The organism is Streptomyces sp. NPDC092369, assembly GCF_044755245.1.
GTDB lineage: Bacteria > Actinomycetota > Actinomycetes > Streptomycetales > Streptomycetaceae > Streptomyces.
Genome location: NZ_JBIVQP010000001.1, coordinates 1,552,827 through 1,568,362 on the forward strand (window position 1 = coordinate 1,552,827; position 15,536 = coordinate 1,568,362).

13 protein-coding genes are annotated in these 15,536 nt (G+C 71.9%); 1 reads left to right on the forward strand and 12 read right to left on the reverse strand.

Annotated features, from left to right (window positions below):
• Positions 1-43: 43 nt before the first annotated feature.
• The 5 genes from ACIQI8_RS06840 to ACIQI8_RS06860 all read right to left on the reverse strand — a co-directional run bounded on the left by ACIQI8_RS06840 (position 44) and on the right by ACIQI8_RS06860 (position 3,769).
• Positions 44-922: an amino acid ABC transporter permease gene (locus ACIQI8_RS06840; RefSeq protein ID WP_402345629.1), complete on the reverse strand. Its 879-nt coding sequence runs from the start codon at positions 920-922 to the stop codon at positions 44-46.
• Positions 919-1,563: an amino acid ABC transporter permease gene (locus ACIQI8_RS06845; RefSeq protein ID WP_402345630.1), complete on the reverse strand. Its 645-nt coding sequence runs from the start codon at positions 1,561-1,563 to the stop codon at positions 919-921. The genes ACIQI8_RS06840 and ACIQI8_RS06845 overlap by 4 nt, the downstream gene beginning before the upstream one ends.
• Positions 1,560-2,474 (reverse strand): glutamate ABC transporter substrate-binding protein, encoded by a 915-nt coding sequence (locus tag ACIQI8_RS06850; protein WP_402345632.1) that lies wholly within the window; start codon positions 2,472-2,474, stop codon positions 1,560-1,562. The genes ACIQI8_RS06845 and ACIQI8_RS06850 overlap by 4 nt, the downstream gene beginning before the upstream one ends.
• A 17-nt stretch (positions 2,475-2,491) precedes the next feature.
• A complete protein-coding gene (locus tag ACIQI8_RS06855; RefSeq protein WP_402345634.1) occupies positions 2,492-3,235 on the reverse strand; it encodes an amino acid ABC transporter ATP-binding protein in 744 nt (247 codons plus the stop codon).
• Positions 3,236-3,361: 126 nt separating this feature from the next.
• Positions 3,362-3,769 carry a DUF6278 family protein gene (locus tag ACIQI8_RS06860; protein WP_402345636.1) on the reverse strand — a complete coding sequence of 136 codons (408 nt, stop codon included), beginning with the start codon at positions 3,767-3,769 and terminating at the stop codon, positions 3,362-3,364.
• 176 nt (positions 3,770-3,945) lie between these two features.
• Here ACIQI8_RS06860 and ACIQI8_RS06865 point away from each other — a divergent pair, with 176 nt between their 5' ends.
• Positions 3,946-5,733, forward strand: coding sequence for a GDSL-type esterase/lipase family protein (locus tag ACIQI8_RS06865; protein WP_402345638.1), 1,788 nt, complete (start codon positions 3,946-3,948; stop codon positions 5,731-5,733).
• A gap of 50 nt (positions 5,734-5,783) precedes the next feature.
• Here the strand turns inward: ACIQI8_RS06865 and ACIQI8_RS06870 are convergent, their stop codons facing one another.
• The 7 genes from ACIQI8_RS06870 to ACIQI8_RS06900 all read right to left on the reverse strand — a co-directional run bounded on the left by ACIQI8_RS06870 (position 5,784) and on the right by ACIQI8_RS06900 (position 15,452).
• The gene (locus ACIQI8_RS06870; RefSeq protein ID WP_402345639.1) at positions 5,784-6,566 is read right to left on the reverse strand and encodes an exodeoxyribonuclease III; all 783 of its coding nucleotides are present in this window, start codon (positions 6,564-6,566) and stop codon (positions 5,784-5,786) included.
• Between the two features lie 37 nt (positions 6,567-6,603).
• A complete protein-coding gene (locus tag ACIQI8_RS06875) occupies positions 6,604-7,239 on the reverse strand; it encodes an MBL fold metallo-hydrolase (RefSeq protein WP_402345641.1) in 636 nt (211 codons plus the stop codon).
• A gap of 105 nt (positions 7,240-7,344) precedes the next feature.
• Positions 7,345-8,649 carry a 4-carboxymuconolactone decarboxylase gene (gene pcaC, locus ACIQI8_RS06880; RefSeq protein WP_402345643.1) on the reverse strand — a complete coding sequence of 435 codons (1,305 nt, stop codon included), beginning with the start codon at positions 8,647-8,649 and terminating at the stop codon, positions 7,345-7,347.
• Between the two features lie 119 nt (positions 8,650-8,768).
• Positions 8,769-10,802, reverse strand: a complete 2,034-nt coding sequence (locus ACIQI8_RS06885; protein ID WP_402345645.1) for an SWIM zinc finger family protein — start codon at positions 10,800-10,802, stop codon at positions 8,769-8,771.
• On the reverse strand, positions 10,799-13,615 hold the full coding sequence (locus ACIQI8_RS06890; protein ID WP_402345647.1) for an SNF2-related protein: 2,817 nt from the start codon (positions 13,613-13,615) through the stop codon (positions 10,799-10,801). The genes ACIQI8_RS06885 and ACIQI8_RS06890 overlap by 4 nt, the downstream gene beginning before the upstream one ends.
• 98 nt (positions 13,616-13,713) lie before the next feature.
• Positions 13,714-14,307, reverse strand: a complete 594-nt coding sequence (locus ACIQI8_RS06895; RefSeq protein ID WP_402345649.1) for a sugar kinase — start codon at positions 14,305-14,307, stop codon at positions 13,714-13,716.
• Positions 14,304-15,452 (reverse strand): ROK family glucokinase, encoded by a 1,149-nt coding sequence (locus ACIQI8_RS06900; protein ID WP_124001679.1) that lies wholly within the window; start codon positions 15,450-15,452, stop codon positions 14,304-14,306. Before ACIQI8_RS06900 ends, ACIQI8_RS06895 begins: the two co-directional genes overlap by 4 nt.
• Positions 15,453-15,536: the final 84 nt, after the last annotated feature.

The following is a 15,536-nucleotide window of genomic DNA, read 5'->3' on the forward strand; positions in this document are numbered from 1 at the left end:
CCGGCCGACGCCGGGCGGGTATGGCTCTGTGACTGCTGCCCCCTTACGGTCCAGGGGCCGTGGGGGGATCCCCACCCGGCAGCAGCGTTCCGGGCGCGACCGCGGCGACGTCCACGGCCTCGGTCTTGGGACTGCGCTGCTCCCGCCGGGACACCCATCCCGCGAACCAGGAGAGCAGCATGCACATCCCGATGTAGATCGGCGAGATCACCAGCACCACGGGGATGAACGGCAAATCGTAGTCCAGGTTGGAGGCGATGAGCTTGCCGGCATGGAGGAACTCCTCGTAGGTGATGAGGTAACCGAGGGAGGTGTCCTTCAGGGCCACCACCAACTGGCTGATGATGGCGGGCAGCATCGCGCGCACCGCCTGTGGCACCAACACATGGGTCATGACCTGGGACTTGCGCATCCCGAGCGCGAACGCGGCCTCCCGCTGGCCGCGTTCGACGCTGCCGATGCCCGAGCGGAAGACCTCGGCGAGCACCGAGCCGTTGTAGAGGGTGAGTCCGGCGACCAGCGCGGGCAGCGGCTGCACCTTCAGTGCCACGAAGACGAAGAAGATCATGACCAGGACGGGCATGGCCCGGAAGAACTCCACGAGCACGGTGGCCAGCCAGCGCACCGGACGGTGGTCCGACAGCCGCCCCGCCGCGAGCAGTCCGCCGAGCGCCAGCGACAGGGCGCCCGCGATCGCGAAGGCCTTCAGCGTGTTGCCCAGACCCCGCAGCAGGAGTTCCTGAATTCCCTTGTACTCGAAGGGCATCCACTTCGCGTACGTGAACTGGCCGGTGTCGAACAGGAGATAGAGGATCCAGCCCAGCAGGCCGAGGATCACGACGGTGGACAGGACACCGTAGGCGAAGTGCCGCCCGCGGGTCCTGGGGCCCGGGATGTCGTAGAGGGCGGAGGCTTCGGTCATCGGGCGATACCCCACTTCCGCTCCAGCACGTTGAACAGGGCACTGATGGCGAGGGTGATGATCAGGTAGCCGACGGCGATCCAGACGAAGGTCCAGACGATGTTGTAGCCGAGCTCGCTGAGCGTCCTGTACGTGCCGAGCAGTTCGGTGACGCTGAACGCGCCGGCGATCGCGGAGTTCTTGGCCAGCGCGATGAGCGTGGAGCCGACCGGCGGGATCACCGCGCGGAACGCCTGCGGCAGCACCACCAGGCCGAGCGTCTGCCCGAAGGTCATGCCGAGGCTGCGGGCCGCCTCTCCCTGCCCCTTGGGCACGGTGTTGATGCCGGAGCGCAGCGCCTCGCAGATGAACGCCGAGGTGTAGCAGCCGAGCGCGAGGATCGCGAACACCTGGAAGGGCAGCACGAGTCCGAAGCGCGGCAGGCCGAGCAGCACCGCGAAGAACAGCAGGGTGAGCGGGGTGTTGCGCAGGACGGTCACCCACGCGGTGCCGAAGACCCGGAAGGACCCGACGGGCGCGACCCGGAAGGACGCCATGACGAAACCGAGAACCAGCGCCAACACCGAGGAGTACACGGTGAGTTCGACCGTGCCGAGGAAGCCGTCGCCGTAGGTGGAGAAGTTGTCTGTGAGTACGTTCATGAGCCGGCCTGGTAGCGGTCGATCGCGGGCGGGGTCGGCGCGGGGACGCCGGACAGGCCGAGCGTGGCCTCGTACGCCTTCGTCCAGTCGCCGTTCTTCTCACGGGCCTCAAGGGCGTCGTCGAGGGCGAGGCGCAGGGCGTTGTCGGAGTGCGGGACGCCGATGCCGTACGGCTCCTTCGAGAACGGCCTGCCGACGACCTTGAGTTCGTCGGGCACCTTCGCCGCGTAGCCGATGAGGATGGCGTCGTCGGTGGTGACCGCGTCGACCTGGTAGGTCAGCAGGTTGTCGACGCAGACCGAGTAGGTGTCGTAGGCGACGAGTTCGGCCTTGGGGTAGTCGTCCTTGATGCGCTGGTACGGCGTCGAACCGGCCGCCGAGCAGACGCGCTTGCCGTCGAGGTCCTGGGGGCCGTGGATGTCGTGCTCGTCGGTGCGGACCAGGAGGGACTGACCGGCCATGTAGTAGGGACCGGCGAAGCCGACGAGCCTCCTGCGGTTGTCGTTGATGGTGTAGGTGCCGACGTAGTAGTCGATCTGGCCGTTCTGCAGGGCGGTTTCACGGTTGGCGGAGGCGATCGTCCTGAAGCGGACCGACTTCGGGGCGAGGCCGAGGGAGGCCGACATCATCTTGGCGATCTCGATGTCGAAGCCGGAGTAGGTGCCGGTCGCCGGGTCCTTCTCGCCGAGGTAGGGCTGGTCCTCCTTGGCGCCGACGACGAAGTGGCCGCGCTTCTCGGCCCGCTTCCAGGTCTTTGACGAGCTCAGCTCGAAGCCCTGCGCCACCCGGTAGTCGGGGAGCCTGTCGGCCGCCGGCCCCTTGCTGGGCGGACTGCCCTCCTTGCCGCAGGCCGCCGCGAGCAGCGCCGCGGACACGGCGAGGGCCGTGCGCACACGTGTGGTACGGAACATGGATCGCGCTCCCCCGCTCAGTGCTTGAGGATCTTTGACAGGAAGTCCCTCGCGCGCTCGCTGCGCGGATCGGTGAAGAACTCCTCGGGGGTGCGGTCCTCCACGACCCGGCCGTCGGCCATGAACACGACGCGGTGGGCGGCGGAGCGGGCGAAGCCCATCTCATGGGTGACGACGACCATCGTCATGCCGTCGCGCGCCAACTGCCGCATGACCTCCAGCACTTCGTTGATCATCTCGGGGTCGAGGGCGGAGGTGGGCTCGTCGAACAGGAGCGCCTTGGGCTCCATGGCGAGAGCACGGGCGATGGCCACGCGCTGCTGCTGGCCACCGGAGAGCTGGGCCGGGTACTTGGGCGCCTGGGAGGCGAGGCCGACGCGGTCGAGCAGGTCGAGGGAGCGTTGGTCGGCGTCCTCGCGCTTGCGGCGGCGCACCTTCGTCTGGGCCAGCGAGACGTTCTGCAGCACCGTCTTGTGGGCGAAGAGGTTGAAGGACTGGAAGACCATGCCGACGTCGGCGCGGAGCCTGGCGAGCGCCTTGCCCTCCTCGGGGAGGGGCCGCCCGTCCAGCAGGATGGTGCCGGACTGGATGGTCTCGAGGCGGTTGACCGTCCTGCACAGGGTCGACTTCCCCGACCCCGAGGGGCCGATGACCACGACCACCTCCCCCTTGCCGACGGTGAGGTTGATGTCCTGCAGGACATGCAGCTCCCCGTAGTACTTGTTGACGTCACGCAGTTCGATCAACGGATCGACGGCCATTCGCAGCCCTACTCACTCTCAGCTGTGTCGTGGTTGCCGCAAACTATCCACACCGGAGAGGAGTTAACGCACGACACGCACTTTTCGGGCATTAGCCGTATTTACGTCGAACTACGGGTCAAAGGTTCACACCTCGGCGACCTCCGCGTACAGCTGGGAGAGTTCCGGAACTCCGGTGTCCGCCCAGTCGTGGCCGGACTCGACGACGTCGAACTCGCGCCCGGACTCGAGCCGGACAACGGGCTGGCCGTCCTCCCGGATCTCCCAGGCCGCGCCGGCCACCGTGCGCACGATGACGGTGCCCAGATAGAGGCCCGCGTCGTTGCCGAGCCACGGCAGCGTCTCCGCGTCGTCCCGCCAGCGCGGCAGCAGTTGGTCAAGCGCCTCCAGCGAGGCGACGGTGTCGTCGAGCCGCACGCCCTCCTGGGACGCCTGTGAGCGGAGCAGTTCGCACTCGGAGAGGAGTTCGCCGACGCCCTCCGCGTCATGCACCGGTGGGACCTCGCGACGCTTGCCCAGGAAAGGGATGTTCATACGTTCAGCCTCGCACCGGGTACCGCCCGGGCACCACAGGCGCGCGGGCCATGGATTCGGCAAGAAGGAGGGTGTGCCACCGAGCGGCGACCGGCCCGCGAGTGTCGCCCACGCATCGCTGTGACCTCCCCTTACCGTCTGCACGTCACTGATCACTGTGTGAAGGGAGACCGGGCGTGCGCCGACGGTCGCAGGGACGAAGAATCACCGCCGTCGCGGTCGTGCTGCTCGGTCTGGTCGCGGTGGCCGGGCCCGCGAGTGCACAGGCCACGGGCCACTCGGCGTCGGCTCGGGCCGAGGAGCCGCTCCCACTGGAGCAGCTCTTCGACAACACGGCCGTCAGCGACGACACCCTTCCGGCTTCGGCGGACTTCGACGGCTCGGGCGCCTCGCTGTCGGCGTCCGACCTCACGAGCGCGGGCTGGACGCCCGGCCGCGCGCTCACCGTGCAGGGCGCCGACCTCACCTGGCCCGCCCGCAGGCCGGGCGAGCCGGACAACGTACGCGCCGCCGGCCAGTCCGTCCTCCTGACCGGCACCGGCGACGCGCTCGCCTTCCTCGTGACGGCCACGGGCGGGACGGCGGTGAGCGGCTCGGGCACGGTCTCGTACGCCGACGGCAGCTCATCGGCGTACCGGCTGACCGCCCCCGACTGGCGTACCGGCCCCCTCGCCACCAAGGCCGTCACGCTCCCCCACGTGAACACGCCCACCGGCCAACTCACCACGCAGGCACGGCTGTACGTCGTCACCGTGCCGATCGCGCCGGGGCGCGAGGTCGTCTCGGTGCGCCTGCCGAGCGCGGCAGGGCTGCATGTGTTCGCGCTGACCGTGCGGGCCAAGTCCGCCGGTTGGACGGGGAGTTGGTCGGCCTCGACGTCCGGGTATCCGGCGGTGGGTCCGTGGACCGACCGGACACTGCGGCTCGTGGTGCACACCTCGGCGGGCGGGCCGCGGGTGCGGCTGCGGTTCGACAACACCTTCGCGGCAGCGCCGGTACGGATCGGGAGCGCGACGGTGGCCGTGCAGTCGGCGGGGGCGACCGCGCGCGACGTGCCGGTCGCGCTGTCCTTCGGAGGCGCGGCGGGCGTCGAAGTCCCGGCGGGGGCCCAGGCGTTCACCGATCCGCTCGGCTTCGAGGTGCCCGCCGACGCCAACCTGCTGGTGAGTTTTCATCTCCCGGACACGGTGGCGGCGGTGGCCGAGCACCGGCTCGCCAAGCAGCGCTCGTACCTGAGCACTCCGGGCGACCACACGGCGGACAGCGCGTCGACGGCGTACACCACTACCCTGACCACCTGGCCGCTGCTGACCGGTGTGGACGTGAGCGGCGGGCCCGGCTCCCTGGTGCTGCTCGGGGACTCGATCACCGACGGCGCCGGGTCCACCACGGACTCCAACCGGCGATGGCCCAACGCGCTGGCCACGCGGCTGCTCGCGCAGAGCGCGGTGCCGCGGTACGGGGTGCTGAACCAGGGGATCTCCGGCAACCGCGTGGTCGCCGAGATCTATCACGGCGAGGGGATCTCCACGGACTCCACCGGGGTCGACGCCCTCAACCGGCTCGACCGGGACGTCCTCGCCCAGACCTCGGTGCGGACGGTGATCGTCTTCGAGGGCATCAACGACGTCCGCTGGCAGGCGACGGCCGCGCAAGTGGTCGCGGGACTGCGGGAGATCGCGGAGCGCGGGCACGAACGGGGGCTGCGGATGCTGGTGGCCACGATCCTGCCCTGCGCGGGCGAGGCGCGGTGCACGGCCGCCGTCGACACCCAGCGGGTCGCCGTCAACGCCTGGATCCGGGCCAACGACGTGTTCGACGGCGTCCTCGACTTCGACACGGCACTGCGCGACCCGGGGCAGCCTGCGCGGCTGCTGCCCGCGTACGACGGCGGCGACCACCTGCATCCGGGAGAGACGGGCCTGGCCGCGCTGGCGGGGGCGGTGGACCTAACGCTCCTGTAGCGAGCGGAGGGGGTCCGCCGGCCGCTGTCGCTACCGCACTTGCGGGTCGACTACTGCACATCCAGGTCGACCACGACGGGCGCGTGGTCCGAGGCGCCCTTGCCCTTGCGCTCCTCGCGGTCGACGTAGGAGTCGGTGACCGCCTTCGCGAACGGCTCGTTGCCGTACACCAGGTCGATGCGCATGCCCCGGTTCTTGGGGAAGGCGAGCTGGCGGTAGTCCCAGTACGTGTACGGGTGGTCGTACTTGAGGGGCCTCGGCACGACGTCCGAGAGGCCGGCCTCGCGCAGGGCGGCGAGGGCGGCGCGCTCGGGGACGGTGACGTGGGTGAGGCCCTCGAAGGCGGCCACGTCGTAGACGTCGTCGTCCGTCGGCGCCACGTTGTAGTCACCCAGGATCGCGAAGGGGCGGCTGCCGGCGGCGTCGGACGCGACGGCCGCCTTCAGGGCCTCGAACCACTGGAGCTTGTAGGCGTAGTGCGGGTGGTCCACCTCGCGTCCGTTCGGCACGTACACCGACCAGACACGGACCCCGCCGCAGGTCGCCGAGACGGCGCGCGGCTCCTCCGCGCCGTCGTACTCGGGACCACCGGGCAGACCCTTGACCACGTCCTCCAGGCCCACCCGGGAGAGCACCGCCACGCCGTTCCACCGGCCGGTCGCGTTGACCGCCGCCTCGTACCCCAGCTCGCGCAGTTGCTCGAACGGGAACTGCGCCTCGGCCAACTTGGCCTCCTGGAGGCACAGCACATCCGTGCCACTGCTCTCCAACCAGGCCAGCAGCCTCGGCAGGCGGGCGGTGATCGAGTTCACGTTCCAGGTCGCGATACGCATGCCTCACAACCTACCGGGCGGGTCTGACAACCCGGTCTCAGACCTCCGCGGAGGCCCCGGGCGCGAGCCGAAGATGCTCCGCGCCGCCGAGCGCGCCGATCTGACCGTCGTAGATCGGGCGGGCCAGGTCGGTGAGGAGGGCGTCGTGAATGTCGTAGGCGCGCTGCGGCTTCACCTCGCGGACGTACTCGATGACCTCGGAGATCTTGTTCCAGGGCGCCATCACGGGGAGCATCAGCGTCTCGACCTGCTGGTCGGGGACGGTGAGGGCGTCGCCGGGGTGGAAGACCTGGCCGCCGTCGACCAGGTAGCCGACGTTGGTGATGCGCGGGATGTCCGGGTGGATCACCGCGTGCAGTTCGCCGTGGACCTGGATGTCGAAGCCTGCGGCGGTGAAGGTGTCGCCGTGGCCGACGGTGTGCACACGGCCGGGGAACGCGGCCGACAGCTGCTGCGCCACGGAGGCGAGGGTCCAGATCTCGACGGCCGGGTCGGCGTCCAGGGCCGCGCGCAGCTTGCCCTCGTCGAAGTGGTCGGGGTGCTCGTGCGTGACCAGGATCGCGTCCGCGCCCGCGGTGGCGTCCTCCTCGGTGAACACTCCGGGGTCCAGGACGAGCGTCCGACCGCCCTTTTCGAGACGTACGCACGCGTGCGACTTCTTCGTGAGCTTCATGGTTCCCATCCTGCCGCTTCGCGCGCGGGGGTGGGCGGTCGAGGCTGGCGGCTTCACTGTCAGGCCGCGTCCGAGCCGGTGCCTACGGTGGTGGCCACAGCCCCGTCACTCCGTCGGGGTCGTCTCCTCCCGGATGACCTGCTGCGCCACCTTGAAGGCGCTGTTCGCGGCGGGCACTCCGCAGTAGACGGCCGCCTGCATGAGCACCTCCTTGATCTCGACGGGGGTCAGACCGTTGCGCAGCGCGGCTCTGGTGTGGAAGGCCAGCTCGTCCAGGTGGCCGCCCGCGACCAGGGCGGTGAGGGTGACGCAGCTGCGGGAGCGCCGGTCGAGGCCGGGCCGGTCCCAGATCTCGCCCCACGCGTACCGGGTGATGAACTCCTGGAAGTCGCCGGAGAACTCGTCGGCCTGCGCCAGCGCCCGGTCGACATGCGCGTCGCCGAGCACCTCCCGGCGGACCTTGATCCCGGCGTCGTACGGATCGGGCCGGCCCATCGGCACGGCCTGCGGCGGTACGACGGCGGGGGCGATCTCGGCGATCGGCGTGGCCTGCAGCGGCGGCGCGCTCAGGACGGGCTTGACCGGGACCGGCGGGATGGCCATCTGGCCGGTGGACGAGTCGAAGGCGGGCTGCCAGGCGGTGGAGAAGTGCCGGACCAGGAGGTCGGTGACCGCGGCGGGCTGTTCGACCGGAACCAGGTGGGAGGCACCGGGGACGACGGCGAGCCGGGCGTCCGGTATCCCGGCCACCAGTGTGCGGGCCTCGGCGGGTCCGGTGACCTGGTCGTCCGAGCCGACCAGGACCAGGGTCGGCACGCCGATCCGCGACAGCTCGGACCGTACGTCGAACGCGGCGAGCGCCTCGCAGGCGGCGATGTAGCAGCCCGGGTCCGTGGTCCGCACCATCTGCACGGCCCAGTCGGTGATCGCGGGCTGCGCGGCGGCGAACCCGCTGGTGAACCAGCGGTCGGGGGACGTACGAGCGATGGGGTCGAGCCCGTTCGTGCGCACGATCACCCCCCGCTGCCGGAACTCGTCGGCCGTGCCGAAGCGCGGCGAGGCCGCGAGCAGCGCGAGCGAGGCGACCCGCTCCGGGTGGCGCAGCGCCAGCTCCATGCCGACCGCCCCTGCGAACGCGCAGCCCGCGTAGCCGAAGCGCTGCACGCCGAGCGCGTCGAGAGTGGCCAGCAGCCGGGCCGCGAGATCCGACACCGAGCCCGCCGGGTAGGCGGGCGCCCCGCCGTGTCCGGGCAGGTCGTAGCGGAACACGCGCCACTGCTTGACCAGCTCGGGGACCTGGCGATCCCACATGTGCCATGTAGTACCGAGGGAGGAACCGAGGATGAGGACCGGGGCGTCTTCCGGGCCGTCGAAGCGGTACTGAAGGGCGGGGGTCTTCGTCTCACTCACCGCTCCACGCTAACCGCCGTTCCTGGGTGCCCGGTCGTGAAGCCCCCAGTCCTTGCACCTCACCGCCGAACATCACCGACGAACCCACACATCGCCTTCACGGGAGGCTGCCGCCGCGCTCAGAGGTCGTTCGGTGAGCCCAGGCCCGTCAGAGCGCCCACCGGGTCCAGGTCCGGGGTGCCTCGGGGCCACCAGTCGTCGTCGCCGGGTTCGGACTCATAGGCGTACCAGAGGCCGTCGCGGCCCAGGCGGAGCTGGACGTGGCCGCGGGGGTGGGTGAGGTGGTTGTGCCACGGGCGGAACGCGGGGAGGTCGGCGGCGAGGAGGAGGGGGCGGGCCCGGTCGAAGCGGCCGGCCGGCGGGTCCCAGGGTTCTTCGAGGACGGCGAGTCCTTCCAGCCCGCCCTGCCGCCAGGCGGCGACCGCTCGCGCCAGGTCGGCCGGGGTCCGGTCGGCGGCCTTGGCGAGGGAGGCGTAGAGCGCGCGGGTGCCCGCGGTGAGGCCGGAGCCGGGACGGGCGGCGGCGAGCCGGACCGCGTCCTGCCACAGCGTCAGCTCCGCCACCGGATCACGGCCGGTACTGAGCAGGGCGTGGGCACGCGCCGCCGCGTCGGTCGCCAACTGGTCCAGCGCGAAGGGGTCCGGGCCGCCCGGGGCCGCCGGATAGACCGGGGGCTGTTCGGGATGCGCCGGCGCGGGCAACGGGTGCGGCAGGCGCGGGAGTTCGCGGCGCGCGATGGCCTCACTGGCGCGTACGCCGGGCACGGGCGCGGGTTCCTGCTCCCGCGCGGCGCGGGCCGCCCGGGTGGCGCTCAGCCGGGAGAGCGCGTCGAGCAGCTCGCGTTCGCCGCGCCCGCGCAGCAGAAGCAGTACGAAGGGGTCGGCGTCGAGCAACCGGGCCGTCTGGTAGCAGAGGGCGGCCGCGTGCTTGCAGGGGTGACCCCGGTCGGGGCAGCTGCAGTGCGGTTCGAGATCGCCCGCCTCGGGCAGCAGCGGCACCCCGCAGTCGGCGAGCGAGTGCGGCAACTCCTTGTCCAGCAGCGCGGCGATGTGCCCGGGGCGCTCGGCGGCGGCGTCCAGGAACCGCTCCCAGTCCTGGTCGGACAGCGTGCGCAGCCGCACCTGTACACGGTACGGGCGCGGCCGGCTGCCCTGCACGTACGCGAGGACGAGCCCGAGCGTGACCGTGATGGCGTCCACATGCCCCTGCGCGGCGTAACCCCGCCCGCGCACCAGCCGTTTGACGTCCAGCGCGCCTTCTTCCAACGCCGTGACCCACGCGTTGCCCCACCACGTCTCCGCGAAGCCGGCGCCGGTGTGGGCCTCGGCATCGGCTTTGGTCTCGGCACGGTTCGGGAGGGCCGGGAAGGTGCGGCGCAGATCTCCGTCGCGGGTGGGGGCGGCCATCGAGCGGAGGAGAAGGGGTGCGGTGGTGTCGGGGGCGAGCGTGTCGGGCGGGGACACAGATGCGGAGGCAGAGACGGAAGCGGAAGCAGAGGCAGAGGCAGAGGCAGAGGCAGAGGCGGCACGGTCAGCGTCCCGCCGGGGTTCCGAACTCTCCTTTTCCGTCCGCTCGTTGGCGTCGTGCTCCGGCTCCGCGTCGTCGTACTCCGTCTCGTCATCGGGCATACGGAAGGCCCCGGCGAGCAACTCTCGTACGTCACGCGCCTGTACGCCGGTGGACCGGCGGCTCGTGGACGAAGGAGCGGGGTAGCGGTGCCGGCGTCCGCCCTCAACTCCCGCCTGCTCGGCCGCCGTCCGAGCCTGCCGTGCCTCGCTCCGAGCGGCCCGCAGTGCCTCGCGCACGGCATCGGCCGGGCGCGCATCCGGACTCGTATCCGGACGCGTATCCGGACGCGTATTCGGGGCGGGGCCGTCGGACGAGGCGTCCGCTACTGCCTCTGGGTCGCCTTCCCCCAGGCCGCGCTTGGCGGAGACCGCCTGCCGCAGTGCCTCCCGCGCGGCGGCGCCGGGCCGTGCCGCCTCGGCGTCCGGAGCGGGCTCAGCGGCGTCCGGTTCCGGCTCCGCACCGGGCTGCGGCCGAGCGTCCTCGGAGGGGACCGCCTCCCGCGTTTCCCGCTCCTCCTGTGCTTCGCGCTCCTCGCGTGCCGTCCGCAGCGCGCGCCGCACCTTGTCGGCGGGGCTGGGGGTCATGACGGCCTCCGCAGGGACACCAGGTCGGACAGCTCGCGGTCGGTCAGTTCCGTCAGGGCCGACTCGCCGGAGCCGAGGATCGCGTCGGCCAGGGCGCGCTTGGCCTCCAGCATCTCGGCGATGCGGTCCTCGACCGTGCCCTCGGTGATGAGGCGGTGCACCTGGACGGGCTGGGTCTGGCCGATGCGGTAGGCGCGGTCGGTGGCCTGCTCCTCCACCGCCGGGTTCCACCAGCGGTCGAAGTGGACGACGTGGCCCGCGCGGGTGAGGTTCAGGCCGGTGCCCGCGGCCTTCAGGGACAGGACGAGGACCGGTGTCGCTCCCTCCTGGAAGCGGTCCACCATGCGTTCGCGCTCCAGCACCGGCGTGCCGCCGTGGAGGAGTTCCACCGGGACCGCGCGGGCGCCCAGGTGGGAGGTGATCAGGCGGGCCATCCCGACGTACTGCGTGAAGACGATCGCCGAGCCGTCCTCGGAGAGCACGGTGTCCAACAGCTCGTCGAGCAGGGCCAGTTTGCCGGAGCGGGCGAGCAGTCCGTCGACGCGCGCCTCCTCCTTCAGGTACAGCGCGGGGTGGTCGCAGATCTGCTTCAGCGCGCCCAGGAGCTTCAGCACCAGGCCGCGGCGCGCGATGCCCTCGGTGGTCTCGATGGCCAGCATGGACTCCCGCACCACCGCCTCGTACAGGGCCGCCTGTTCGCGGGTGAGGGGCACCGGGTGGTCCGTCTCCGTCTTGGGCGGCAGTTCGGGGACGATGCCGGGGTCGGACTTCTTGCGGCGCAGGAGGAACGGACGGACGAGACGGGCAAGGCGGGTCACCGCCTCCTGGTCCTCGCCGTTCTCCACCGCGCGCGCGTGCCGGGCGCGGAAGGACTTCAGGGGGCCAAGGAGCCCCGGGGTCGTCCAGTCGAGGAGGGCCCACAGCTCGGAGAGGTTGTTCTCCACCGGTGTGCCGGTGAGGGCCACGCGCGCGGGGGACGGGATCGTGCGCAGGGCCTTCGCCGTCGCCGAGTAGGGATTCTTGACGTGCTGCGCCTCGTCCGCGACGACCATGCCCCAGCGCTGCTCGGCCAGGCGCGGTGCCGCCGTCCGCATGGTGCCGTACGTCGTCAGGACGAAGCCGCCGGTCACCTCGTCCAGTGAGCGGTCCGGGCCGTGGAAGCGGCGGACGGGGACGCCGGGGGCGAAACGGGTGATCTCCCGCTGCCAGTTGCCCAGCAGGGAGGCCGGGCAGATCACCAACGTCGGCTCGCTGCGCGCGCGTTTGAGGTGCAGGGCGATGAGGGTGATCGTCTTGCCGAGGCCCATGTCGTCGGCGAGGCAGCCGCCGAGACCCAGGGTGGTCATGAGGTCGAGCCAGGCCAGGCCCCGGAGTTGGTAGTCCCGCAGCCGCGCGTCGAGTCCCGGCGGGGGCTCGGCCGGCCGCACTCCGGTCGTCAGGCGGTCGCGCAGGGCGGCCAGGGCGCCGACCGGCACCGCCTCGACGGTCTCGCCGTCCACCTCGGCGCTGCCGGTGAGCGCGACGGAGAGGGCGTCGACCGGGTCGAGCAGGCCCAGTTCGCGCTTGCGGGCCTTGCGGACCAGGGCCGGATCGACGAGCACCCATTGGTCCCGCAGCCGCACGACCGGGCGGTGCGCCTCGGCCAGCGCGTCCATCTCGGCCTCGCTGAGCGGATCACCGCCGAGGGCCAACTGCCAGCGGAACTGGAGGAGTTCCTCGCTCTCGAAGAAGCCCGTGCCGTCGGTCGCCGAGCCGGGCGCCGACCGGACCACCGCGGCCGCCGAGAGGTCCTGCGCCAGGTCCCGCGGCCAGTGCACCGCGACCCCGGCCGCCGCGAGCCGGGTCGCCGCCACGCCCAGCAGGTCACCCAGCTCCTCGTCGGACAGGGCCAGTACGTCCGGCACGTCCTGCTCGGCGAGCCGGTCGAGCGGCGGCCAGATGCGCGCCGCGCGCCGCACGGCGAGGGCCGCGTCCACCCGCGCGCGTGGCCCGAACGCCGCGTCCGCCTCCCCTGCCCACAGCGCCGCCGCGTCGACGACGAGGGTGGGGTCGGCGAGGCTGTGCACCTGGACGATCGCCGCGCCCGCGGTACGCACCCGCTCGCCCCCGTCGAACAGCTCGTACGCCGACAGGTCCAGGCGGAGCGAGACGCGCACGCCCGCGTCCATGCCGGCGGCGACCTCGGCGGCCCAGTCCTGCGCGTCGGGCAGGCGCTGCGGGCGGCGGTCCGCGAAGGGCCGGCCGGAGACGTACGGCGCGGCGGGGGTGCGGGGCAGGGTGTCCGCGACCGCGTCCAGGAAGGAGCGCATCAGCGCCTCGGGCTCGGGCAGCCGGAGCGGACCGGCCCCGGGCAACGGGACCGCGTGACCCTCGTAGGGCAGGGCCGCGGCGACCGCCCTGAGGTGCGCGATGTCGGCCTGGTCCAGGGGCCCTGCCCGCCAGGCGTCATGACCGGTGGCCGTCAGTCCGGGCAGCAGTCGGCCGCGCGCGGTGAGCCGCAGCGCGTGCAGGGTGGCCGCGCCCCAGCAGGCGGTGGCGGGGTGGGCGGCCGGGTCGCGCCGGGCCCGGACGAGGAGGGGCAGGGCCTCGCCGACCGGGAGGGTGAGGGCGGGTGCGGTCCTGCGCCGTACGCTCGCGCCGTGCGGTCGCACGACCGTGAGTTCGGTGTCCGCGGGGGCCGGCAGCTCGGCGCCCTCCGGGTCCCAGAAGGCGACCCGTCCGTCGCGCGGCAGGGGCGCGGGCAGGAAGACGGCCGCCAACCGGAGGGGGATCTCCTCCCCCGTCCGCTCGGCCACCGCAGCCGTGTCGCTCATACGACCTGTCACCTCCCGCCCGTGTGTCGGATCAGACGTCTTCGACTCTACGGGCGGCCTCTGACAATCGGCCCCGGCGACCGGCCGGGGCCCGGCTCCTACGGCACCGCGCGGGAGACGACGTACACCATCGGGTAGATCGCGTTGTACGTGTTCACGACCACGTCCTGCGTCGGCTTCGGGTTCTTCTGCCGGTGGACGAGCCCGAAGTAGTCGCCGCCGCGGGAGCCGGGGCCCGAGAACTTCCAGCCGGTGATCTTCCGGTCGCGGGCGCCGATGGTGACGTCGCCCTTCTTCAGGTCGGCGCGGGTGACGCCCATCTCCGTGAGGAAGGCGTCCAGGCCCGCGTTCGTGGTCTGGAACTGGGCGTAGAGACGGCTGGTCTTCCAGTTGTTCGTCTCGTAGTAGGCGACCTGGTTGGACGGGTGCGGGATCGGTACCTCGTACAGGCGGCGCTGGACCTTCGAGGGCCAGCCCTCGGTGAGGCCGGTCGCGGAGTACTTGGCCTCCTTGTCCTTGCCGCTCTGCCTGCTCTGGTCGGCGGAGATCACCAGGTAGCCGGCCGGGACGCCGATCAGTAGCACGATGATGAGCAGGGTGAGGGCCCGCCGACGGAACTTGTGGCGGGGGTCCTCCGGCGGTCCGGGCGGTTCGTCGGGGGGTGCCGCCTGCCGCGGCAGCGATGCGGTCACGCGGTGTCCCTGGTCGAACGGCGGGCCTGGACGTAGCGCTCGTAGCGCTCGTGCCGCTCGACCCGGCGGCGGTTGGCGCGGCGGAAGCGGCGGGCGACCAGGCGGGCGAGGTCGGCGGCGCCGACCATGCCTGCCTCGGGGCCCAGCTGGGCACGGGCGATGCGCGCCTCGGGGCGGTAGCCGCGGCCGGTGAGCTGGCGCTTGAACGCGTCCCGCGCGGGGCCGATCAGCAGGTCGTCGGCCGCGCTGACGCCACCACCGATGACGAAGCAGGAGGGGTCCAGGGCGGCGGCCAGGTTGGCGATTCCGACGCCGAGCCACTGCCCGATGTCCTGGAGCAGTTCGATGCACATCGCGTCGCCCTCGCGGGCCAGCTCGGTGATCATCGGGCCGGTGATGTCGTCGATGTTGCCCTTGACGTGCTCGATGATCCCGTAGGCGACCGGGGAGTCGGCGGCGGCCAGCTCCTTGGCCTCGCGGACCAGCGCGTTGCCGGAGCTGTACTGCTCCCAGCAGCCGCGGTTGCCGCACGGGCAGCGGTGGCCGCCGGGCACGACCTGCATATGGCCGAACTCGCCCGCGACGCCGTACTTGCCGCGCTTGACCTGGCCGTCCTCCAGTATGGCGCCGCCGATACCGGTACCCAGCGTGATCATGACCAGGTGGTCCTCGCCGCGGCCCGCTCCGAAGCGCCACTCGGCCCAGGCGGCGGAGTTGGCGTCGTTGTCGACCAGGACGGGCACGGCGAGGCGGCCGGCGAGACGGTCGCGCAGCGGCTCGTTGCGCCACGAGAGGTGGGGCGCGAACAGGATGCGGTTGCGGTCGGCGTCGACCCAGCCGGCCGCGCCGATGCCCACCGCGTGCACGTCGTGACGGTCGGACAGGTCCAGGACCAGTTCGACGATGGTGTCCTCGACGACCTTGGGGCTCTTGGACTTGTCCGGCGTCTCCGCGCGGAGCTTCTCCAAGATGTTGCCGTCGGCGTCCACGACGCCGGCCATCACCTTGGTGCCGCCGATGTCGATGCCGACGGTGGGGACGCGGGGAGCGGTCAGGTGTGACCGGCGTTCCCTTGTCCCGACCGTGCGCAGCGCCGGCGCGCGGCGGGAGCCTATGGGGGCGGTGAAGTTGCCGTAGGTGCTCATCAACGCATGATTCTGCCGCATGCTCACGCTGAGTGCCGAACGGGGGAGCGATGGGGGGTGCGCGAGGTGTGCCGAGTGCCGGTT

Excerpts from the sequence above, each read along its gene's own strand:
- ACIQI8_RS06875 (WP_402345641.1), bottom strand. The coding sequence starts at position 7,239 with ATGAAGCTCACGAAGAAGTCGCACGCGTGCGTACGTCTCGAAAAGGGC.
- ACIQI8_RS06860 (WP_402345636.1), bottom strand. The coding sequence starts at position 3,769 with ATGAACATCCCTTTCCTGGGCAAGCGTCGCGAGGTCCCACCGGTGCAT.
- ACIQI8_RS06885 (WP_402345645.1), bottom strand. The coding sequence starts at position 10,802 with ATGACCCCCAGCCCCGCCGACAAGGTGCGGCGCGCGCTGCGGACGGCA.
- ACIQI8_RS06900 (WP_124001679.1), bottom strand. The coding sequence starts at position 15,452 with ATGAGCACCTACGGCAACTTCACCGCCCCCATAGGCTCCCGCCGCGCG.
- ACIQI8_RS06845 (WP_402345630.1), bottom strand. The coding sequence starts at position 1,563 with ATGAACGTACTCACAGACAACTTCTCCACCTACGGCGACGGCTTCCTC.
- ACIQI8_RS06890 (WP_402345647.1), bottom strand. The coding sequence starts at position 13,615 with ATGAGCGACACGGCTGCGGTGGCCGAGCGGACGGGGGAGGAGATCCCC.
- ACIQI8_RS06840 (WP_402345629.1), bottom strand. The coding sequence starts at position 922 with ATGACCGAAGCCTCCGCCCTCTACGACATCCCGGGCCCCAGGACCCGC.
- ACIQI8_RS06855 (WP_402345634.1), bottom strand. The coding sequence starts at position 3,235 with ATGGCCGTCGATCCGTTGATCGAACTGCGTGACGTCAACAAGTACTAC.
- ACIQI8_RS06850 (WP_402345632.1), bottom strand. The coding sequence starts at position 2,474 with ATGTTCCGTACCACACGTGTGCGCACGGCCCTCGCCGTGTCCGCGGCG.
- ACIQI8_RS06870 (WP_402345639.1), bottom strand. The coding sequence starts at position 6,566 with ATGCGTATCGCGACCTGGAACGTGAACTCGATCACCGCCCGCCTGCCG.